General features: G+C 70.7%; 19 protein-coding genes and 2 pseudogenes. 15 read left to right on the forward strand and 6 right to left on the reverse strand.

Annotated elements, in window-relative coordinates:
- The first annotated feature begins 105 nt into the window (after window positions 1-105).
- Genes egtA through egtD form a run of 4 tightly spaced genes read left to right on the forward strand, consistent with a single transcriptional unit; the run spans window position 106 to window position 4407 of the window.
- The gene (gene egtA, locus HW130_RS00245; RefSeq protein ID WP_177147269.1) at window positions 106-1380 is read left to right on the forward strand and encodes an ergothioneine biosynthesis glutamate--cysteine ligase EgtA; all 1275 of its coding nucleotides are present in this window, start codon (window positions 106-108) and stop codon (window positions 1378-1380) included.
- Entirely contained in the window at window positions 1377-2693 is a 1317-nt protein-coding gene (egtB, locus tag HW130_RS00250; protein WP_177147270.1) for an ergothioneine biosynthesis protein EgtB, read from the forward strand. Before egtA ends, egtB begins: the two co-directional genes overlap by 4 nt.
- A complete protein-coding gene (gene egtC / locus HW130_RS00255) occupies window positions 2693-3448 on the forward strand; it encodes an ergothioneine biosynthesis protein EgtC (RefSeq protein ID WP_177147271.1) in 756 nt (251 codons plus the stop codon). The genes egtB and egtC overlap by 1 nt, the downstream gene beginning before the upstream one ends.
- A complete protein-coding gene (egtD, locus tag HW130_RS00260; protein WP_177147272.1) occupies window positions 3445-4407 on the forward strand; it encodes an L-histidine N(alpha)-methyltransferase in 963 nt (320 codons plus the stop codon). Before egtC ends, egtD begins: the two co-directional genes overlap by 4 nt.
- On the opposite strand, the gene HW130_RS00265 is transcribed toward egtD, so the two are convergent.
- The 3 genes from HW130_RS00265 to HW130_RS00275 all read right to left on the reverse strand — a co-directional run bounded on the left by HW130_RS00265 (window position 4302) and on the right by HW130_RS00275 (window position 7408).
- Complete coding sequence (locus tag HW130_RS00265) at window positions 4302-5171, reverse strand: 1-acyl-sn-glycerol-3-phosphate acyltransferase (RefSeq protein ID WP_177147273.1); 870 nt, start codon at window positions 5169-5171, stop codon at window positions 4302-4304. The genes egtD and HW130_RS00265 overlap by 106 nt on opposite strands.
- Window positions 5168-5986, reverse strand: a complete 819-nt coding sequence (locus HW130_RS00270; protein WP_177147274.1) for a GNAT family N-acetyltransferase — start codon at window positions 5984-5986, stop codon at window positions 5168-5170. The genes HW130_RS00265 and HW130_RS00270 overlap by 4 nt, the downstream gene beginning before the upstream one ends.
- Window positions 5987-6160: 174 nt before the next feature.
- A complete protein-coding gene (locus tag HW130_RS00275) occupies window positions 6161-7408 on the reverse strand; it encodes an extracellular solute-binding protein (protein WP_177147275.1) in 1248 nt (415 codons plus the stop codon).
- A gap of 291 nt (window positions 7409-7699) precedes the next feature.
- Here HW130_RS00275 and HW130_RS00280 point away from each other — a divergent pair, with 291 nt between their 5' ends.
- On the forward strand, window positions 7700-8716 hold the full coding sequence (locus tag HW130_RS00280) for a tetratricopeptide repeat protein (RefSeq protein ID WP_177147276.1): 1017 nt from the start codon (window positions 7700-7702) through the stop codon (window positions 8714-8716).
- 295 nt (window positions 8717-9011) lie between these two features.
- The gene (locus HW130_RS00285) at window positions 9012-9227 is read left to right on the forward strand and encodes a dodecin (protein ID WP_177147277.1); all 216 of its coding nucleotides are present in this window, start codon (window positions 9012-9014) and stop codon (window positions 9225-9227) included.
- Window positions 9228-9252: 25 nt separating this feature from the next.
- Here the strand turns inward: HW130_RS00285 and HW130_RS00290 are convergent, their stop codons facing one another.
- A complete protein-coding gene (locus HW130_RS00290) occupies window positions 9253-9747 on the reverse strand; it encodes a hypothetical protein (protein ID WP_177147278.1) in 495 nt (164 codons plus the stop codon).
- Window positions 9748-10026: 279 nt separating this feature from the next.
- Here HW130_RS00290 and HW130_RS00295 point away from each other — a divergent pair, with 279 nt between their 5' ends.
- From HW130_RS00295 to HW130_RS00315, 5 genes and pseudogenes are all read left to right on the forward strand, one after another.
- A complete protein-coding gene (locus HW130_RS00295; protein WP_177147279.1) occupies window positions 10027-11064 on the forward strand; it encodes an MsnO8 family LLM class oxidoreductase in 1038 nt (345 codons plus the stop codon).
- 165 nt (window positions 11065-11229) lie between these two features.
- A pseudogene (locus tag HW130_RS35480) lies at window positions 11230-11595 on the forward strand (ABC transporter); the annotation flags it as partial.
- A gap of 700 nt (window positions 11596-12295) precedes the next feature.
- Window positions 12296-12964, forward strand: coding sequence for a hypothetical protein (locus HW130_RS00305; RefSeq protein WP_177147281.1), 669 nt, complete (start codon window positions 12296-12298; stop codon window positions 12962-12964).
- 400 nt (window positions 12965-13364) lie between these two features.
- Window positions 13365-13967: an RNA polymerase sigma factor gene (locus tag HW130_RS00310; RefSeq protein ID WP_177147282.1), complete on the forward strand. Its 603-nt coding sequence runs from the start codon at window positions 13365-13367 to the stop codon at window positions 13965-13967.
- Between the two features lie 26 nt (window positions 13968-13993).
- On the forward strand, window positions 13994-14638 hold the full coding sequence (locus HW130_RS00315; RefSeq protein ID WP_177147283.1) for a hypothetical protein: 645 nt from the start codon (window positions 13994-13996) through the stop codon (window positions 14636-14638).
- Between the two features lie 153 nt (window positions 14639-14791).
- Here the strand turns inward: HW130_RS00315 and HW130_RS00320 are convergent.
- A pseudogene (locus HW130_RS00320) lies at window positions 14792-14955 on the reverse strand (IS701 family transposase); the annotation flags it as partial.
- Window positions 14956-14964: 9 nt separating this feature from the next.
- Window positions 14965-15942 (reverse strand): helix-turn-helix domain-containing protein, encoded by a 978-nt coding sequence (locus tag HW130_RS00325; protein ID WP_218182964.1) that lies wholly within the window; start codon window positions 15940-15942, stop codon window positions 14965-14967.
- 361 nt (window positions 15943-16303) lie between these two features.
- On the opposite strand from HW130_RS00325, the gene HW130_RS36615 reads away from it, so the two are divergent.
- The 4 genes from HW130_RS36615 to HW130_RS00345 all read left to right on the forward strand — a co-directional run bounded on the left by HW130_RS36615 (window position 16304) and on the right by HW130_RS00345 (window position 20745).
- On the forward strand, window positions 16304-17116 hold the full coding sequence (locus HW130_RS36615) for a glycoside hydrolase family 16 protein (protein ID WP_218182965.1): 813 nt from the start codon (window positions 16304-16306) through the stop codon (window positions 17114-17116).
- Window positions 17117-17445: 329 nt separating this feature from the next.
- Window positions 17446-18711 carry a sensor histidine kinase gene (locus HW130_RS00335; protein WP_256355713.1) on the forward strand — a complete coding sequence of 422 codons (1266 nt, stop codon included), beginning with the start codon at window positions 17446-17448 and terminating at the stop codon, window positions 18709-18711.
- The gene (locus HW130_RS00340) at window positions 18708-19382 is read left to right on the forward strand and encodes a response regulator transcription factor (RefSeq protein WP_177147285.1); all 675 of its coding nucleotides are present in this window, start codon (window positions 18708-18710) and stop codon (window positions 19380-19382) included. Before HW130_RS00335 ends, HW130_RS00340 begins: the two co-directional genes overlap by 4 nt.
- A 139-nt stretch (window positions 19383-19521) precedes the next feature.
- A complete protein-coding gene (locus HW130_RS00345) occupies window positions 19522-20745 on the forward strand; it encodes an alpha/beta hydrolase (protein WP_177147286.1) in 1224 nt (407 codons plus the stop codon).
- Window positions 20746-21363: the final 618 nt, after the last annotated feature.

Genomic DNA, 21363 nt, shown 5'->3' on the forward strand with positions numbered 1-21363 from the left:
ACCGTATTTCCGCTCCTCAAGGGCACTCTTGTGCGAACCGGCGGCGGTGGCCTTAGGTTGAAGCTTCAGGCCCTGCCGAGGGCCTGCGACGGGAGGAGTGGATTCATGCATCCACCGGATACCGGCGACTTCGGGCATCCGATATCGGAGGACGAAGCCGAGGACCTGCTCCGATGTATCTGCTTCAAGACCGGCCCGCCCCGCACCGTGGGCGTGGAGGTCGAGTGGCTGGTCCATGATCTCGACCGACCCCGCACACCCGTACCGTCCGGACGCCTCGCGGCGGCGTTCGACGAGGTACGTGCCCTGACGCTGGACTCGGCTCTGACCTTCGAGCCGGGCGGCCAGTTGGAGCTCAGCTCCCGCCCCGCCGCGAGCCTGACGGAGTGCATCGACTCCACCGCCGCCGACCTGCGCGCCGTACGGGCCGTGCTGCGCACCGCGGGTCTGGCCACGACCGGATACGGTCTCGATCCCTGGCACCCGCCCCGCCGCCTCCTCCACGATCCGCGCTACGACGCGATGGAACGGCATCTGGACCGTTCCGGTCCGGCCGGGCGCACGATGATGTGCAGTTCCGCTTCCGTGCAGGTCTGCCTGGACGCGGGCGAGGAGGAACCCGGCCCGCTCGGACACGCCAGACGCTGGCTGCTGGCCCATCTGCTGGGCGCGGTTCTCGTGGCCGCCTTCGCCAACTCCTCCGTTCGCGCCGGACGCCGCACCGGTTGGCGTTCGGCCCGGCAGGCCGTGTGGGACGCCCTCGACCCCGTGCGCCCGATGGCCCCGGACCCGCTGCGGGAACCGCGCTCCGCCTGGGCCGCGCACGTCCTGGACGCGCCGGTGATGTGCCTGCGCCGGGAGGAGGGCGACTGGGACTCCCCGGAAGGGCTCACGTTCCGGCAGTGGCTGCGCTCACGAGCGCCGCGGCCGCCGACGGCAGAGGACCTCGACTACCACCTGACCACCCTCTTCCCGCCGGTCCGGCCGCGCGGGCACCTCGAGCTGCGCATGATCGACGCCCAGCCGGGCGAGGACGGCTGGATGGTGCCGCTCGCCGTCACCACCGCGCTGTTCGACGATCCGGAGGCCGCGGAGACGGTGTACCGGGCGGTCAAACCGCTGGCGGAGTACGCCGGTTCGCTGCCGGCACCGCGCAACCCGCTGTGGGTGGCCGCCGCCCGGCACGGGCTCGCCGACCCCGAGCTGCACGCCGCGGCCCTCACCTGCTTCGCCGCCGCGCTGGAGGCCCTGGACCGCATGGACGCGTCCGAGGCCGTGCGCGGAAGCGTCGCCGCATTCCACGAGCGCCACGTCCTGCCGGGCCGGTGCCCCGCCGACGACCAGCTCGATTCCTCCGTGCCCTGGGAGCCTGTCTCATGACCGACGAACTGCGGCGCGACGCACTCGACGCGCTGACCCGTGCCCGTTCCCGTACCGCCGTCCTCACCTCGTGCGTCGACGACAGCGAACTGACGGCCCAGCACTCGCCGTTGATGTCCCCACTGGTGTGGGACCTGGCGCACATCGGCAACCAGGAGGAGCAGTGGCTGGTCCGCGCTGTCGGCGGCCGTGAGGCGCTGCGACCGGACATCGACTCCCTGTACGACGCCTTCGAGCACCCCCGGGCGTCCCGCCCGTCGCTGCCGCTGCTGGCTCCGGCCGAGGCGCGGGTGTACGCCGCCGACGTACGCGGCCGGGTGCTGGAGATCCTGGAGCGCACCCCGCTGGAGGGGGCTCCGCTGGTCGACGCCGCCTTCGCTTTCGGCATGATCGCGCAGCACGAACAGCAGCACGACGAGACGATGCTGATCACCCATCAGCTCCGCAAGGGTCCCGCGGCGCTCACCGCGCCGGAGCCGCCCGCCCACCCCGTGGAGCCTCTTGCGGCCGAGGTCCTGGTGCCCGGCGGACCTTTCACCATGGGAACCTCGACGGAACCGTGGGCGCTGGACAACGAGCGGCCCGCGCACCGGCGGGACGTGCCCGCCTTCTGGATCGACACGGTGCCGGTGACGTGCGGCGCGTACCAGGCGTTCATCGACGACGGCGGCTACACGGAACGGCGCTGGTGGGCCGAGGAGGGCTGGGACCAGATCCGGGCCCATGACATCGCGGCACCGCTGTTCTGGCGGCGCGAGGGCGGGGTGTGGCTGCGGCGGCGCTTCGGTGTCACCGAGGAGGTGCCGGCGGACGAGCCGGTGCTGCACGTGAGCTGGTACGAGGCCGACGCGTACGCCCGCTGGGCCGGCCGCAGGCTGCCGACCGAGGAGGAGTGGGAGAAGGCGGCCCGGCACGATCCGGGGTCGGGACGCTCCCGGCGCTACCCGTGGGGCGATGCCGACCCGGAGCCGGTGCACGCCAATCTGGGGCAGCGTCATCTGCGGCCCGCCCGGGCCGGCGGCTACCCCGGGGGCGCCTCGCCGCTCGGCGTGCGTCAGCTGATCGGTGACGTGTGGGAGTGGACGGCGAGCGACTTCCTGCCGTATCCCGGTTTCGCCCCGTTCCCGTACCGCGAGTACTCCGAGGTGTTCTTCGGCAGCGCGCACAAGGTGCTGCGGGGCGGCTCGTTCGCCGTGGACCCGGTGGCATGCCGGGGCACCTTCCGCAACTGGGACCTGCCGGTGCGCCGGCAGATCTTCTCCGGTTTCCGTACCGCGCGGGACGCCGAGGTGCGCACGGGGGGTGCCGCCTGATGTGCCGGCACCTCGCCTACCTCGGGCCGCCGGAGCCGCTGGGCGCACTGCTCACCGCCCCGGAGCACGCCCTGTTGCGCCAGTCGTGGGCTCCCCGCCTGCAGCGCTACGGAACGGTGAACGCGGACGGTTTCGGTGTCGGCTGGTACGCGGAGGGCGATCCGCTGCCCGCCCGTTACCGTCGCGCCGGGCCGATCTGGGCCGACCTGTCCTTCACCGATCTCGCCCGGGTCGTGCGCAGCGAGGCGCTGCTCGCGGCCGTGCGCGATGCCACCGAACCCGGGGCGGACAACGAGGCGGCGGCCGCGCCGTTCGCCTTTGGCCGCTGGCTGTTCAGCCACAACGGCGCGGTGAAGGGCTGGCCGGGTTCCCTGGCGGGTCTGGCCGCGTCACTGCCGGCGACGGAGCTGCTGTCACTGGAGGCGCGCAACGACTCGGCCCTGATCTGGGCACTGGTGCTGCACCGGCTGCGGGCGGGCGACAGCCTCGGTCAGGCCCTCGCCGACACCGTGCGCGACGCGGCTGCTGCGGCCGGCGACTCCCGGCTGAATCTCCTCCTCACCGACGGCCGCGCGATCGCCGCGACCGCGTGGGGCGACACCCTGTGGTACCTCACCGGTTCCGGCGGCCGCCTGGTCGTCGCCTCGGAGCCGTACGACGACGATCCCCGCTGGCAGGAGGTGCCGGACCGGACCCTGCTGACCGCGACGCGCGCCGATCTCCTGCTGACCGAGCTCAAGGAGCCGACCCAGTGAGCCCGTTCCTGCTGACCCGCACGCTGCCCGAGGACGCGACGGACGCCGATCTGCGTGCCGACGTGCTGCACGGCCTGACCCGCACGCCGAAGGTGCTGCCGCCCAAGTGGTTCTACGACGCCCGCGGCAGCGAGCTGTTCGAGGAGATCACGCGGCTGCCCGAGTACTACCCCACCCGTGCCGAGCGGGAGATCCTGGCCGCGCGCGCCGGGGAGATCGCGGCGGCGACCGGGGCCCGCACGCTCGTCGAGCTGGGGTCGGGGTCGTCGGAGAAGACGCGTTTCCTCCTGGACGCGCTGACGGATCTGCACACCTACGTGCCCGTGGACGTGAGCGAGAGCGCCCTGATGGGAGCCGCGAAGGCGTTGCTCGCCCAGCGGCCCGAGCTCGATGTGCACGCGCTGATCTCCGACTTCACCCGTGGCCTGGCGCTGCCCGGCACGCCGGGGCCGAGGCTGGTCGCGTTCCTCGGCGGCACGATCGGCAATCTGCTGCCGGCCGAGCGCGCGGTGTTCCTGAAGTCGGTGCGCGATCTGCTGTCGCCGGGCGACTCGCTGCTGCTGGGCACCGACCTGGTGAAGGACGAGGAGGTGCTGGTGCGCGCGTACGACGACACGGCCGGGGTGACGGCGCAGTTCAACAAGAACGTGCTCGCCGTCATCGCCCGGGAGCTGGGCGCGGACGTGGACCCGGCCGATTTCGACCACGTGGCGGTCTGGGACCGCGAGAACGAGTGGATCGAGATGCGGCTGCGGGCCCGTTCCGCGCTCAGCGTGAAGATCCGTGCGCTGGATCTGGTGGTGCCGTTCGAGGCGGGCGAGGAGTTGCGCACCGAGGTGTCGGCGAAGTTCCGTCAGGCCGGTGTGCGCAGCGAACTGGCGGCCGCGGGTATGGAGTTGACGCACTGGTGGACCGACGAGGCGGGCCGCTTCGCGCTGAGCCTGTCGACGGCGAGCTGAGCCGACAGGGCGAGTGAACGGCGGTCGGTGCGACTGCCGGGGAGGATCGGCGGCAGCAGCCGTATCTCCGCGGTCAGAGCACCGGCCGTCACGACCCGCCACAGGGACGCCGGGAGCGGGTCGTCGCCCACGAACGCGGCCGCGCCGGTGGGCCCGTAGCCGATGTGCACGGGCTGGACGGCGGCGCCCGCGTCCAGGGCGGCCTGGAACGCGGCCGGCCGGAACCGGCCCTGGCCCCGGCCGCACCAGGTGGAGCCCTCGGGGAAGACGATCACCCGGGCGCCGCCGCGGAGGGCGTCGGCCATCGCGGCGACGGTGGCGGGCAGGGCACGCAGCCGGTCGCGTTCGAGGAACAGCGTGCCGCCGCGAGCCGCCAGCGGGCCGAGGACCGGCCAGCGGCGCACCTCGGTCTTGGCCAGCATCCGGCCCGGCATCACGGCGGCGATCACCGGGATGTCCAGCCAGGATATGTGGTTGGCGACGACGAGCGAGGCGCGTTCGCCGTGCGGGACGCCGGTGACGCGCAGGCGTACGCCGAAGGCCCGCAGCACCGCGCGCGCCCAGTACCGGGTCAGCGCGTGCCGTACCCGCGCGCCGAACAGCAGGCCGAGCAGCGCCGCGAACGGGGAGAGCACCACTCCGGCGAGGACTGCCGACACGCCGGCGAGCAGGCGGAGAACGGCGAGCGGTGCTGCGGCCGTCCGTCCCGTGTGGGTGGCGCACGCCTCGGGCGTGCACGGCGCCGTGGGCAGCCAGACGCTCATCGCACCGGGGCGAGGGAGAGGAAGTGGCGCAGGTAGCGGGGGTTGGTACGGCGCAGCGACAGCAGGACGTACAGGTCGGCGACGTTGAAGTCGGGGTCGTGCGCGGGGGCGCCGCAGACCCACGCGCCGAGCCGCAGATAGCCGCGCAGCAGGGGCGGGAGTTCGACGCGTCCCGCGGGGCGGGCGACGCCGTCCGCGTTCCAGAGCTTGTGCGGGGTGACCCAGTACTCCTCCGGGGCGAGGTTCTTGGCGCGCACGGTGTCCCAGGTCGCGGCGGCGAGCGTGCCGCCGTCGGCGAGCGGGAGGGAGCAGCAGCCGGCCAGCCAGTTGTGCCCGGTGCGGGTCATGTAGCGGGCGAGGCCGGCCCAGATCAGGGCGATGACGGCGCCGTTGCGGTGCAGGGGGTGCACGCAGGAGCGGCCGACCTCGACGAGGTCGTCCCGGATGGGCTCCAGCCGGGCGAGGTCGAACTCGCCCTCCGAGTAGAGGCGGCCGGCGATGCGGGCGCGCTCGGGGGGCAGCAGCCGGTAGGTGCCGACGACGTCGCCGGTCACCGCCTCGCGGACGAGGAGGTGGTCGCAGTACGCGTCGAAGGCGTCGGTGTCGAGCCCCGGCTCCGGGCCGTCGAGGCGGGCGCCCATCTCTCCGGCGAACACCTGGTGGCGCAGCCGCTGGGCGGCGCGCACGTCCTCCTGGTCCCGGGCGAGCGAGACGATGTAGCGGGGCTCCTCGGCCTCGGGGGTGGGGGCCGGCGCCGGGGCGGGGGCCGGGATCAGGGCGGGCGCCGGGGCGGCGACGACGGGCGATGCTGGCATGGCGGTCTCCTGTGCCGGACGAAGGGGACGGACCGCGGGTGCGGCGGCCCGGCTCCTTACTTCTTCCGTGGCCGGCTGGATTCGACATGACCGCCCGGCGGAGAGTGGATGTGCGAACGCTGAATGCCGGGCATTCGGCGTACGGATCCGTTCACCCTCCGGTGCCCCCGGGGGTCAGGGAAGCAGCGCGGCGGTGATGCGGTCGGAGGCGGTCCGCGCGGCGCGCCGCGGGTCCCGGCCCGTCAGGACGGCCGTCATGTACGGCTTGATCGGGTTGTCCGCCTCGACGTTCGCCCACTGCGGGGAGTTCGGGGTGGCTCTGCCCTGTGCCGCGCCGGCGGCCATGGCGGAGGTGCTCTCCTCGCCCTCCAGCTCGGCGGCGAGCGTGGTCTTGTTCGGCACGTAGTTCATCGTGCGGGCGAGGTCGAGCTGCCATGTGTCGCTCGCCAGGGCGGAGACCACCTCGACGGCGGCGGCCCGCTCGGCGGAGTTCTCGGGCACGATGAGGTCGGAGCCGCCGATGAAGACCGCGCCCGGCTCGGCAGCGGTCCGGCCGGGTACCGGGAAGAATCCGAGCTTGCCCTTGAGCGCGGGATTGGCCTGCTCGATGACGGTGGCCGCGCTGGGCACCGCGATCATCTGGGCGACCGTGCCCCTGGCGAAGACCTGGGCCTGGGGCGGGGTCTCCTCGTCGCCGTCCTTGGGTCCGGAGCCGTGCGACTGGAGCCGCTTGTAGAAGTCCATGCCGCGCAGGGCGGCCGGGGTGTGCAGCGCGCCCTCCCATTCGCCGGCCCTCTCCACGGCGAGCTCGCCGCCCTCGTCCCAGATGAAGCCGGCCAGTGTGTACCAGTCCTGGCCGGACAGGTAGATGCCGTCGGTGCCCGCGGTGTTGAGCCGTTCGGAGACCTCCAGCCACTCCGCACGGGTCTTCGGCGGCTTCTCGACGCCGGCCTCGGCGAAGTGGTCCTTGTGGTAGATGACGACGCGATTGGCCGCGTACCAGGGGATGCCGTACTGGGAGCCGTTGATGCTGCCCGGTTCCGCGAGACCGGGCAGCCAGTGCTCGTTGCCGAGGTCGCGGACGGACTCGAGGGTGAGGTCGCGCAGGGCGCCGCTCTCGGCGTACTGGGCGACCTGGGTGTTGCCGACCTCGATGATCTCGGGGGCGTCGTCGCTCGCCAGGGCGGCGGTGACCTTCTTGCCGATGCCGGTCCACTCCTGGAAGGCGACGTCGAGCTCGATGCCGGGGTGCTGCTCCTCGAAGGCTTCGGTGAAGCGGTCGAGGAAGTCCTGGGAGACGCTGTCCTTCATCAGCCAGATGTGTACGGTGCGGGTGCCGGAGCCGCCGGGCACGAGCCCGCAGCCGCCGAGCGTGACCGCACACACGAGAGCGGTGGACAGGACGAGCGCGCGGTTCTTCACGGCGTCACCTTCTGCGTGAGGGCACGGAGGACGGACCCGACATGGGGGGAAGCGCGCGCGCTCGCACGGGTGTGGCTGGATTTTGGTATGGACCAAAGGACCGGTCAACCCCCCGGGCCGGGCCGTGCGGGCCGGTATCACCGCGCGACCCGTCCGTCGTGATGATGACGCTGCACCGCCCCGTAGCACTGGGGACCGACCTCGCGAACACATCAGCAGGCTGATCCGGGCTACGCGCCGACGCCCATAGCTTCTTGATCGAACCCCCCACGGTCAGGAGGCGCTTTCGACATGTACGGCAAGGCATTCGCTCCGGAGTACCAGGGCGATCTGGGCTCGGCGCTCGGCGTGAACTCCTCGTACGACGAGGTCCTCACCACCGCGCTGCGCGCCCGGCACGAGGCGGGATCGGCCCGTGAGCGGGCCCGGGCCACGCTGGCACTCGCCGAGGCCAACCGGCGGCTGGGGCGCTCCGCCGACGCGAGGGCCGCGTGGCACGACAGCTACCGCTGCGCGCGCGAGGCCGGTGACCCGGCGGGGATGGCGTGGGCGCTGTGGAGCGGCGGGACGCTGGCACGGCAGTGCGGCGCCCTGCGGCTCGCGCGCAGGCTGCTGTCCGCCGCCGTCTCGTGCGCGGACGCGGCGGGCGACCGCATCGCCCACGGCTACGCCCTCGCCGGTCTCGCCGAGACCGGCCGGATACAGGGCGACTACGCGGCCGTGGCCGACCTGCACGAGCAACTCCTGCGGCAGGCGCGGGCGCACGGCGAGTCGCGGCACATGGTGTGGGCGATGTCCGGCATCGCCCAGATGCACCGGAACACCGGCGACCACGCCACGGCGCTGGAGCTGTTCACGGAGTGCGTACGGATCGCGTCCGAGGCCGACGACGCCCGCGGGCGCGCCTGGTCGCTGCGCGGCATGGCCGACGTGCTGTCGCTGCGGGGCGCGACGGACCGGGCCCTCGGGCTGCTGACGCGGGCCGAAGCCGTCTGCCGGGAGATGGAGCTGGCGGGAGCGCTGGCGTACAACCACAAGATGCGCGGCAACGTCCTGTTCCGGGCCGGGCGTTACGAGGAGGCCTGCGCGGTCTACGGGTTGGCGCTGCGCGAGTTCGAGGAGATGGACGAGGCGCGGGGCGCGGCGCTGGCCCGCCTGGGCCTCGCCCGCTCACGCTTCCGCTGCGGCCGTCCACAGGACGAGAGCCTGGTCGAACTCACCGCCCTGGAGGGCGAGTTCGACCGCATCGGCCTGCGCGAGGCCCGCCGGACGGCTGCGTCGTTCCGCGCGGAGCTCCTGGCGGCGTGAGGTGGGGCGGGGCGGGACCTGCGCGGCCACGGCGGCGCAGGTACGGACAGGGCTCGGGCTGCGCCGCCACGTCGGGCCTCGCCCGCGCAGGGCGTCGTGGTGCGCACGGATCGCTTCGCGCGCCGGACGGCCCATCCGGGCGCGCGCCGGAGCGGCACCGGCTACCGCCGCTCCGACCGGCGGGAGGGCGCGGCCCGGGGTGGTCGCACGGGACCGTCGCCCGGACGCGACGCCTCGCGGGACGTCCTCCCGTGGGGCACCGTGGAGTGAACGCATCGAGAGGAGTACGACGCTCATGTCGAACCACACCTACCGTGTCACCGAGATCGTGGGCACCTCCCCGGACGGCGTCGACCAGGCCATCCGCAACGGCGTCTCGCGCGCGTCCCAGACGCTGCGGGGCCTCGACTGGTTCGAGGTGACGCAGGTCAGGGGCCATATCGTCGAGGGGCAGATCGAGCACTACCAGGTCGGGCTGAAGGTCGGGTTCCGCCTGGAGGACGGCGCCTGAGGCCTGGCCCGGGCGCAGCGGGGCCTCAGGTACGCCCCTCGCGCTCCTGCGCGTCCTTCATCGCCTCACTCGTACTCCTCGCGCCCCACCGCGCCCGCACCACCCGGAATCCGGCGCGCTCGGCGTCCTGGCACACCAGCTCGTCGTCGTCGACGAACATGCGGATCTCCCGGTCGCGGCCGAGCCGTCGCAGGATCTCCAGCTTGGTCCTGCGGGCGGGCCGCCGGTCGTCGTTGCGCCGCATGAACAGGCGTCCTTCCGGCAGCCCCTGGGCGGCGATCCAGTCGAGGGAGTCCGCGCGGCACCGCTCGGGCCGGCCCGTGAGGTAGAGAACCTCGCACTCCTCGGCCGCCTCCCTGCACAACCGGATCCCCTCCGGCAGCGGCGGGTCCTGCGGGGCCGCGGCGAAGAAGGCGTCCCAGTCGCGCGGCGTGCGTTCCAGCAGGTACTGGCGGTGCCCGGCGTCCGACAGCGTCCCGTCGAGGTCGAATACGGCCAGCGGCCCGGTGTTTCGCGTCACGGCACGAGACTAGGGCCTCTCGTTTGGATCATGCCGGGCTCGCGGGCCCTGGCACGCGCGCTCGCCGCGTTGTCGTCGGTCGCCATGGCTCCGCCATTGTCTCCCTCCTCCGCCTTGCGATCGCACGCACCAGCCCCTCCCCCTACGCCCTGCGGGCGTGGGGGGACCCCCCACTCACTGACGATCCGGCCTGATCCAAACGAAAGACCCTAGACGGCACCGGACGGCGAGTCCGCGACGGTGCGGGAATCTGCCCGGCTCAGCGGCGTTGAACTGAAGGTGAGCTCAGTGATCGCCGCCACCCGTCTGTCCGTACTCGACCGTTCCCGTACCCGCGAGGGGCACGACGGGCCGGCCGCGCTGCGCGACACCGTCCGCCTCGCCCAGGAGCTGGAGGCACTGGGCTATCACCGGTTCTGGGTGTCCGAACACCACGGCGTGCCCGGTGTCGCCGGTTCGGCGCCCACCGTGCTCGCCGCTGCGGTCGCCGCGGCCACCTCCACCATCCGGGTCGGCACGGGCGGCGTGATGCTGCCCAACCACCAACCGCTCGTCGTGGCCGAGCAGTTCGGGGTGCTGGAGTCGCTGTTCCCGGGCCGGATCGACATGGGCCTCGGGCGCTCGGTCGGCTTCACCGACGGCATCCGCAGGGCGCTCGGCCGGGACAAGAAGGACGCCGACGACTTCGCGGCGCAGCTCCACGAGCTGCTGGGCTGGTTCGCGGGCGGGCAGCGTGCGCATCCGCAGGTGCACGCCCGGCCCGCCGAGGGCCTCAGGGTCCCTCCGTACGTGCTCGCCACCGGCGAGGGGGCCGCGATCGCGGCCCGGGCCGGGCTTCCGCTGGTCATCGGTGACCTGCGGGGCCGGAAGAAGCTGCTGGACGCGGTCGAGGGCTACCGCAGCGGCTTCGAGCCGTCCGAGTGGTCCGCGCGGCCGTACGTGGTGGTCGCCGGCACGGTGGCGGTCGCCGCGACCGAGGAGGACGCCCGCAGGCTCCTCGTGCCGGAGGCGTGGTCGATGGCGTACTCGCGTACGCACGGCGTCTTCCCGCCCCTGCTGCCGCCGGAGCGGATCGAGGCGCTGACCATGACCGACAGGGAGCGCGGCTTCTACCTCGCGGGGCTCGAGGGCCACATCGCCGGCACGGAGGAGCAGGTCGCGGACGCCCTGGAGACGGTGATCAAGGACACCGGCGCGGACGAGGTGCTGGTGACGACGAGCACGTACGACCGCGACGCGCTGCTCGGTTCCTTCCGGCGCCTCGCCCGCGTCGCGGACCTGCCCGGGGCCGTCCCGGCCCGGCCGACGGCCGCCTGACCGGCGCGGACGCCTGGACTCGTTCCTCATGCACAGCAGCCCCCACGACCCGTACGTCCGTGTCCGCGGCGCACGGGAGCACAATGTGCGCGGTGTCGACGTCGACATCCCGCGCGACGCGCTCGTCGTCTTCACCGGCGTCTCGGGACCCGGCAAGTCCTCGCTCTCGACGTGGTGCGCCGCGCCGACTGGCTGGTCGACGTCGGGCCCGCGCGGGCGAGCACGGGGGCGGGTGCTGCACAGCGGCCCGCCGGGGGAGCTCGCCGGGGTGGCCGAGTCGGCGACCGCCCGTTTCCTGTTCGGCGCGGGCCCGGCGCCGGTACGGACGCCGAGGGAGCCGTGGGGGCACCTGGCCCTCGGCCCGCTGACCGCCACAACCTGCGCGGCCTGACGACCCGGCTCCCGCTCGGGGTGCTGACGGCGGTCGCGGGGGTGTCGGGCTCCGGCAAGTCGACGCTGGTCGGTTCGATCACGGAGGAACTGCCGGGCGTGGAACGGCTGGTGGCGGTGACCGGTCGGCCCATTCCGCGGTGCCGGGCTCGCCGCCGAGGCAGTGCCAGGGCCGGGGCGGACGCACCTGCTTCAGCCGGGCCCTTACCGGATCAGTACTCCACGATCCGCACGGACTCGACACCGAAGGCGCAGGAGCCCGTCCACTTGGTGACCGTTCCATCGGTCCACCCTCCGGCGCTGGTGGAGTACAGCGGGCTCCAGGCGCACTCGGCACGGACGACCCACCGCCCGGTGCCGGTGCAGGTGCCCCCCCCTGGTTGCCCCAGATTCCGGTCGTGCAGTGCATGTGGTATATGGGCGTCGTCGCCGCCGAGGCGGAGGGCGCCGCGCAGACCCCCAGCCCGGTGGTGGCCAGTGCGAGCGCTCCGACGACGGGCGCCTTCTTCAACCGTGATCGCAAAGTCATGCGGGTGTCCCCCAAATCTCGGTGCTGACATGACGTCAATGGATGGGGAAAACGAACGTAGGAGTTGCCTGCAATGGCTGTCCCGAGCAGTTGTTACTCACCTGCCACGTGGTCGCCATGGGTCGCCGAGCGGTGCGAAGGGGTCTTCAGCTCGTGGCTGGGGGACCGCACGTGAGTCAACCTTCATTCGAATACGGCCACTTACCGACAGAGACCGCTTGCTGGCGATCAGCGAGCAGGAATTACTCATGACCGTCGCGTCCTCCTTGGATGAGGCTGCGTCAAGTAGCAGCCGAAACAAGGAGAATGTGCATGGCAAAGCAACACCAGCGGCGAGTCGTCAAGGCCGGAACCCTCATCAGCGCGGCCCTGCTGACTGCCACGATGGCCGCTCCCGCTGCCCAGGCGGCAACAGGCCCCGACCCCGACCTGCAGACCGCCGAAGCGACAGCCGTCAGCTGGAAGAACGCTGCAGGCGGCACCGAGACGATTCGTGCACTGACCCCCGCAGAGGTCAAAGCACGTGGACTCGCCGAGTATGTGAACCTCGCACGCTACGAGATCACGAAACCGCATAAGAGCGTCGGTGCGGGGTATCCCGCCGCCGCCCGGGCGAACTCCAAGAATGGTCCGGCCGCGGCTGCCGCCTCCGGATGCTGGTCCCACGACACCAGGAGCGTCGGTACGGACCAGCTCCATGGCACTGGTCACACCGACTGGTGCGGCAACGGAAGCGCCATCACCTACGCCTCCTCCAGTTGCTCCGGGTATGACGCCCCCTGGATCCCGACATACAAGTACCTGAGCTGTACCGCCAGTCCTTCCTACGGTGTGGGATTCAACGTCCACGACGTTCGCTACAACTGGGATCTCTGCCCCCTCTACGTGCCGCTCTGGGATTCGTGCACCACCCACTCCCGGCCGCTCACGCATCTTCGCTTCGGCGCCGGCGGAAGCTACTGGGTGATATCGCAGAGCTAGTGTGCTGTCGCCGGACGCCACTGACGGGCGGCGCGTGCTGAGTAGCCCTTGAACAGGGCGAGGGCCTTCTGGGGTTCGATGTGGATACGACATCTGCAGCGACCACGGAAGGCCCTCGTCGTCCCACTGGAGGCGGGCCTGCCACCCTGCGTACCGACCTGCCCGTTGCCGCAGGGCACCATAAGGGTGGCCTGCGGCAAGCCGGCCGGGCAGTCGTTCTTGTGTGTGATGCCGAGCCGCGCTCTGCGACCACCTGGAACGCCGGTCCTGATCATCAGCGTGACGGACAGTGCACCCACGCCACCAGCTGCCGCAGGACCTCTTCGAAGCCGGCATGTAACGCACCGGTCGTGAAGCGACAAGAGGAAGTGAAAGGGACGGGGAGAAAGAAGGAGTCGATGTGAGGCACCCGCCAGGCGGTTACGAGGTGGCGCGGATCGGTGAGGATCCGGCGGCGTTCGAGGCGTTCTACCGCGAGCACGTGCAGACGATGCTGCGGTACGCGGCCCGGCGGAGCCGTGATCCTTTCGCTGCGGCTGATCTGGTTGCCGACGTGTTCCTGGCGGCGATCTCGGCGGCTTCCGGTTACCGGGAGGAGTTGGGCAGTCCTATTGCGTGGCTGCACGGAATCGCCCGGAAGGTTGCTGCGGCCGAGGACCGCAGGGCGGCTCGTTCGTCGGTGGCCGAGAGCCGGATATCCGGTCATCGGCTGCTGGAGAACGACGACATCGCTCGGCTGGAAGAACGCATCGATGCCGAGCAGGCCTGCCACGACTTGCTGGCCGCGATGGCCACGCTGCCGGCGGGCCAGCGGGCCGTGCTCGAGTTGGTCGCGGTCGACGGCCTGACCATCGCCGAGGCCGCAGCCGCGTTGGACATCAACCCGGTCGCTGCCCGCGTCAGGCTCCACCGCGCCCGCAGCGCCATGCGGCGCGAACTGGCCTCACAGACGACAACGGACTCCACTCCTTCCCTTTCGCCCCCACTGGAGGTCACCCCATGAACCCCGGACGCTTCGAGGAGCGATTGATGCACGAGCTGAAGAATCATGTCGAGCAGCGAGCACAGGACGTGGCAGCTGCGGAAGAAGCCGCGCGCCGCCCCAGCCGGACGGGCAGCAGGCGCTGGGTCCCGGTCGGGCTGACCGCCGGCCTCGCTGCCTCGGCCGCCGCCGCCGTTCTCGTTCTGAACCCGGGTGGCGGTGCCGGGTCCGCCGTCGCCGGCGGCGGCTCCTCGGCCGACTCCCTCAACCGGATCTCCACCGTCGCCTACACCCTGCAACGTGAGCCTTCCGGCGAGGTCAAGGTCATCACCGGAAAGACCGAAGGCAAGATAGACGTTGAAGGCCTGCAGCGTGACCTGGCCCGCATGGGCGTGCGCGTCAAGGTCGTCGTGACCGATCCCCACTGCCCCTCGGCGGCAACCGACGATGAAACCGCCAGCGCCTCCGCGCCGAAGTCCGGAAAGCCCATTCCTGTCGATCCCGGCGGCAAGCTCGGCAAGGCCATTCGCTCGGAGGTCGAGCACGGCAAGGACGTGGTGTACATCAGCCCCAAGGGAATCCCCGCCGACGAGACACTGACCTTCGTCTTTGACGACCCCAAGCAGGTCTCCGGCTACTCCGTTTCGCTGTGGCCGGGCAACGGCCCCAAGTGCATCCGCGGATCCCGATAGCAGGCCTGAAGCGGTCATAGCGTGCCATTGCTGCTGGCGGTTCCTTGCCCTCACCGGGCACGGAACCATCAGCAGACCGAACAGAACCGTTGGGCAGTACTCACCCACTGCGGTTCAGTGTCGGCTGTCGCCCGGGCGAGCAGGCTGGTTGCCTCGGCAATCGACGGTGTCGCGCCGGGTGGTCGCCATGACTGGCAGACGTCGGCCTGCTCGCACTCGTGCCGCCAGACCTTGCTGTAGCGGCAGGCGGCATCCGGGGGCACCCAGCCGAACGGGACCTTCTCCGCGATCGCGCGGCGGACCATCGCCTTCGCCATTTCATGGCGTTACATGCTCCGCTCCGGGCGGCGCTCTCGGCCGGACTGGAAAGAGCGCCGGTGCGCGAGGGGACCCACTCCGCGACGTGCGGTGAAGTGATGGCGCAGGGCGTCGGCACTGCCGAAGCCCGACCGTGTGGCTACGGCTTCCACCGGCAGATCGCTGCTCTCCAAGAGTTGCTCTGCTCGGTGCAGCCGTTGGTCGAGCAGCCAGCGGTGCGGCGTGGTGCCAGTGGCTGCCTTGAATCTCCTGGCGAGGGTCCGAGGCGACATTCGTGCCCGGGAAGCCAGCATGTCCACAGTCAGAGGGCGCTCGAGGTGTGCCTGCATCCAGTCCAGCAGGTCGGAAAGCTCGTAGCCGTTGCCGACCTCGGGGACCGGCATTTCGACGTACTGCGCCTGACCGCCAGATCGGTGCGCCGGTACAACCATACGGCGGGCCAGTGCGTTGGCAGTCGCGGCGCCATACTCGCGGCGCACCATGTGCAGGCAGGCGTCGATCCCGGCGGCAGCCCCGGCACTGGTGAGAATGGGCCCATCCTCGACATAGAGAACGTCACGCTCGACCCGGACGCTTGGATACTGCTCAGCAAGCTGGTCGGCGAACTGCCAGTGTGTTGCGGCTCGCCGCCCGTCGAGCAGGCCCGCCATGGCGAGCGGGAAGACACCCGTGCACACGGACAGCACTCGGGCACCGCGGACGACCGCGTCGCGCAGCGCCTCAGCAATCGACGGCAGCACAGGCCGGTCGAGGTCCGGCCAGGCCGGCACGGTCACCAGGTCGGCATTGGTCATCCGTTCGAGCCCGTACTCGACATGGATGGAAAACCCCGACGTGGTGGCCACGAGGCCCGGACGCGGTGCGCAGACCGCGAAGTCATAGACCGGCAGGCCATCGTCGGAGCGGTCCAGCCCGAAGACCTGACAGATCACACCGAGTTCGAACGCTGCCGCTCTGTCGCCGACCAGGGCGACCACGTTGCGCATCACAGCTCCATCATGGCAGAAACTTCCCGCACCCTGTCAGTCCTGCCAGTACTCTTGCGGCTTCCCGTCCGGCAGGCTGCAACCCATGGACTCCTCCCACGCAGGGGTGACGACCAGGGATTGGCGCTGCGGTACGCCCGGTGTTCCCTGGCGCACACATCCGTCGCGCCTCGCTATTTGACGCACCGTCAGGTAAGCCACCGAAGGATTGCTGCGTCGACAGCGTGATCACTCTGGGCCTGTCGACCGGCGGACCGGATGGGATCGGTCCGGCACGGCGCCCGGCCCGGGATGCTCAATACGGGGCATTCTCTGCACACACTTACATTTATCGACCACCCACGGAAATACGGAGAGTGCAGTGACAGAAGGAACACCTGTCATCAACCCTGTCAGCAAGCAGGGTTATATTCTGGAATTCGACGAATCCTTTCACGGCGACGACCTGGATGGTTCCCGGTGGCTGCCGTACTATTTGCCGCACTGGAGTTCTCGCGAAGCAGCGCGCGCCAGGTATCATATTGAGCAGGGCGCTTTGAATCTGCTCATCGAAGAAGAACAGAAGCCATGGTGTCCTGAGTTCGACGGTGACATCAGGGTTTCTTCCTTGCAGACCGGTTTGTTCGCCGGCCCCATCGGGAGTCCGATCGGACAAATGCATTTCAAGCCGTCCCTCCGCGTGCGCGAGGCACAGGAATCCGGCAAGCTCTATACCCCTCAGTACGGGTTCTTCGAGATGCGGGCGAAGGCGACCGCCGACCCGCACTGCATGGTCGCTCTATGGATGATCGGTCATGAGGATGTGCCGGAGCATTCCGCGGAGATATGCATCTTTGAGATCTTCGGCCGTGAATTGACTCCGGACACGACAGCCGTTGGTATGGGACTCCACCCATGGGGCGATCCCACCATTCACGAGGAGTGGGCCGCGGAACACCTCGCCATCGATGCACGCGAGTATCACACATATGCCGTGGAATGGACTCCGGACCACGTCGCCTTCTTCGTCGACGACAAGCTGGTAAAGGTTTCGAACCAGTCCCCCAGTTATCCTATGCAATTCATGCTCAGCATTTACGAATTTCCTGAAGGCCGACAGGTCGCCAGCTCTTATCCCAAGCGATTCACTGTGGATTATTTCCGCGGCTATCGCGCGGCCCCTGCCCCGGGATGACACGCCGCGGCGGCACAGGATGTTGCGTTGCCCGGGCAGCCGCCGTCGGCAATCACCGTGGTGCCGCCCACGGTGCCTTGGCGCCGGCCTCGTCTCACGCCTGACCTCCACGCTTCACTTGAGGTGGCGTCCGGATCCTGCCGCGCGTTGATCCGCGGGATGAGCTCGGAGAGACCCTTCCCGGCCTGTGCCGTAGCGGGGACTTCAGCCCCGTGTCCAGCAGCGCATGGCTCCGGGGAGCCATGCGGTGGTGAGCTCTGTGGGGGGATGTGCCGAGAAGGTTTGCTGTCTACCGTCGGTGGGGCGTTGCCACGCGCTGACCTCGGAGGATGCCTGTTGTGCCCGAAAATATCCGGATGAAGGAAAGTGTCAGCGGATGGGTGCCGGACAGGTGGGGACTTCGGGCGGATCTGCTGACTGCGAGGGCCCGGCCGTTGCCGACGCTGTCCTGGCCCCGCCGCTTGAGCCGGCTGCCGCAGGTCTCGGTGTTTCTGCTCGCTGTGGCCTTGGGCGGGACCGGCGCGGATCTCACCGCACAGGTGCTGGCTGCGGTGCACGCCGTCACCGCGGTGGTGGCGTTGCGGTGGCCGACGCCGGCGTGGTGGCTCGCGATGGCCATGACGGTCGTTGTCGTGGTGGGGCATCCGCCCACCCACGACAACTGGCTGTGGGTCTGGGCGGTGCAGGCCGTGGTGCTGTTCCTGCTGTCGCTTCGGGTGCGTCCTTTCTCAGCGGCTGTGGCGACCGCTGTCACCGCCTTGCTCATGCTGGTTCTGAAGCTGTCCGGGACGGCGGTCGGGGACTGGCCCGTGACCGCCCTTGGCACCGTGTTGCTCGTTGTGGGGCCGGTCTTGGGGTCGATCAGGCGGGGACGGCGCGAGGATCGTGCCCGGCTGGCTGAGCAGTTCGTTGCGACCGCCCACGAGCGGGCCGCGCGGACCGTACTGGAGGAACGAGCCCGAATCGCCCGTGAGCTGCACGATGTGGTCGCCCATCACATGTCCCTGATCTCCGTTCAGGCCGACGCCGCCCGCTACCGTGTGCCGGATCCGCCCGCGGAACTCGTCAACGAGTTCGCGTCGATCCGGGCGAGCGCGCTGGAGGCTCTGACGGAGCTGCGCCGCCTGTTGGGTGTGCTGCGCTTCGAGGTTCCCGGCGATGGCGCGGCCGGCACCGCACCGCAGCCCTCCCTGGTTCGACTCGACGACCTGCTGGACTCGGTCAGCGCCGCGGGGCTGACCGTCACCTCGCAGGTCCGGGGGACGGCGCGGGCCCTGCCGCCAGGGGTGGAGTTGTCCGCGTACCGGATCGTTCAGGAAGCACTCAGCAACTCCCTGCGGCACGCGTCCGGCGCCGAGGTCGTCGTGCGGATCGGATACGGTCACGACACGCTGACGCTGAGCGTCACCAACACTGCCGTGCCTGTGGCCTCCGGACCGTCACCCGGCGCAGGGCACGGCCTGACCGGCATGCGCGAGCGTGCCGCGATGCTGGGCGGCGAGCTGACCGCCGGCCCCGCGTCCGACGGCGGCTGGGAGGTCCATGCTGTGCTCCCTGTCCCCGCCCCACCCACCGGCAAGGAGTCGCCCCCGTGACAATCCGCGTGCTGATCGCCGACGACCAGGCCATGGTCCGTGACGCGTTCTCGGTCATGCTCGGCGCCCAGTCGGACCTCGAGGTCATCGCGTGTGCCGAGGACGGCGAGCAGGCCGTCGCGCTCACCGAGAAGCTCGGGCCGGACGTGGTCGTCATGGACATCCGGATGCCGAACCTGGACGGCATCGAGGCCACCCGCCGCATCACCGCACGCCCCGAGGCGGCTACCAGGATCCTGATCCTGACCACGTTCAACCTGGACGAGTACGTGTACGAGGCGCTGCGTGCCGGCGCCGGGGGTTTCCTGCTCAAGGACGCCTCCGGTGACCAGCTCGCGGAGGCGGTGCGGATCGTCGCGCGCGGTGACGCCCTGCTCGCCCCGGACTTGACCATGCGGCTGATCAACGAGTTCGCCCGCGCCACATCCGGTCCCCGGCCCACGCCCGGGGCACGGATCGAAAGGCTCACGCCGCGGGAGACCGAGGTCCTGGTTCAGGTCGCATTCGGCCTGTCCAACGCGGAGATCGCGCGGAAACTCGTGGTCGCCGAGGAGACGGTCAAGACCCACATCGGCCGCATTTTGAGCAAGATGCAGCTTCGGGACCGCACTCAGGCAGCCATCCTCGCCTACGAAAGCGGTCTGGTGGTGCCCGGCTCCAAACCGCGGTGATCGCGCGTACCCCCGGGGAGCCAGGCGGCGGTTTGGCTCGGTGGGGGGACGCCGGCCAGGAGGTCCGGCAGGGACGCTGGTGCCATGTCCGGCAAGGCCTGATCCGGCCGCCGGTGATCCCACCTCACGGAGCGCCAACATGTCCACGCCCCAGCCCTCTGTCCCGGCCGCCCGGTCGGCCCGCCGTCAGGCACACCCCGGGCCCGTCCGCAGGATCCTCCGCGTCGTCCTGGCGCTGATCGCCTCGCTGATCGCCTTCCTCGCCGGATCGATCGTGCTGGGCGCCTGGATACCAGCGATCCCGAAAGCCGGCGTCATCGGGCCGGTCCTGGGAGGCCAGTATCCGTTCCACATCGCGCTGCTCGCTCTCGTCGGGCTCGGCCTCGGTGTGCTGGCATGGCGTAGCGGTCTTGTCCGCTGGGGTCGGACACTGACCGCGCTCACCGCTGTGTCGGCCGCTTTCGCCCTGGCGATCGGTGCGGTCCAGTACGCCACCGCCGGCAAGGAGCACACCCGAATCTCCTTCGGCGAGGTCATCACCCAGCTCGCCTACCCGGGCGCCGTCCCCGACGACTCCCCCACCTACGCCGAGCGCGACGGGGAGAAGCTGAAGGCCGACCTCTACCTTCCCAAGGCCGCACAGAACCGCTCGGGCAAGGTTCCGGCGATCGTGCTCGCGCACGCCGGTGGCTTCCACACCTTCGACAAGAGCGACCTGCGCGGCACCGCCCGGTGGCTGGCCGACCACGGCGTCGCCGCGATCGCCATCGACTACCGCCTCGCCCGCCCCGACCGGCCCACCTGGGACAAAGCCCCCCAGGACCTCGTCACCGCACTTCGCTGGACCGAGGACCACGCCGGCCACTACGGCATCGACCCCAACCGAATCTCCCTGGGCGGCATGTCCGCCGGCGGAACCCTCGCCCTGGACGCCGCCTGGCGCCTGAAGAACGGCACCATCAAGGCCGGCGACGGCCGCGCCCCCAAGCCCCCGCACTCCGTCGTCGGGTTCTACCCCGGCACCGACGTCACCGACATGTGGCAACGCGACGTCGCGGGCTCGCGCCAGGCCGCCGAACTGTTCACCGGCGGCACCCCCGAGCAGCACCCGGACCGCTACCGTGCCGTCTCGCCCACCACTCATGTCACCGCAGGGCTCCAGCCCACCCTCCTCGTTGTCGGCGACCGCGACCGCAGCGCAACACCCACCACCATCGACGACCTCGCTGACGCCCTATGCGCCAAGGGCGTCGAGACCACGGTCAAGAAACTGCCGTTCGCCGAACACGCCTTCGACGACGCCTACGGCAGCCTTACCTCCCAGACCAGCCGACAGATCCTCCTCGACTTCCTCACGCGGTAACTCTGCGCCGACCTCCCCTTGATGGGGTCCGAGCAGTACTCGCCGAGGGATGGCGGATGGCCCGGCCCCAGAACCGAGCCATCCGCCATCACGGACATCAGCACCGAATCAGTGCGAGTGGCCTCCGGCCCGTGTGCCCGGACCGAGAGCCGCACAGAGTTCCCGGGGTCGGCGGGCGGCAGCCGCGTGCCGGCCCCGGGCCCGAACGTCACCCATCGCCACATGTCCGTTCGCCGCGCCTTGCTGCAAGCCGCGCCACAGCATCGTCCGGCCGGCATTCCGGACCGCATACGGAAATTGAGCAGTCGTTACTCTGACCGGTCCACATGCGGATCGGGGAAACTCGGGCGTCCAGGCGCACCGCGCGGTGTCGCGTCGTCCCAGGTCCGAGGTGAGTGCCTGTTCCGGGTGGGCCGGGCCGTCGCCGTGCCCTGCTGCCTTCCGCGGACGGCGATGGTGAGAGACGCGGGCTTCGGAATCTCACCGCCGACAGGCCGTGCTTGTCGCTTCCATGACGAGGACTTCGCGATGCGCCCCGGAGCGCGGCACCGGGCCGGCCGTCACGGACTGGCCCCCACCACCTTCGACAGACCGGACAAGGATTCATCCACCGATGCA

The organism is Streptomyces sp. PKU-EA00015, assembly GCF_013387495.1.
Taxonomy (GTDB): domain Bacteria; phylum Actinomycetota; class Actinomycetes; order Streptomycetales; family Streptomycetaceae; genus Streptomyces.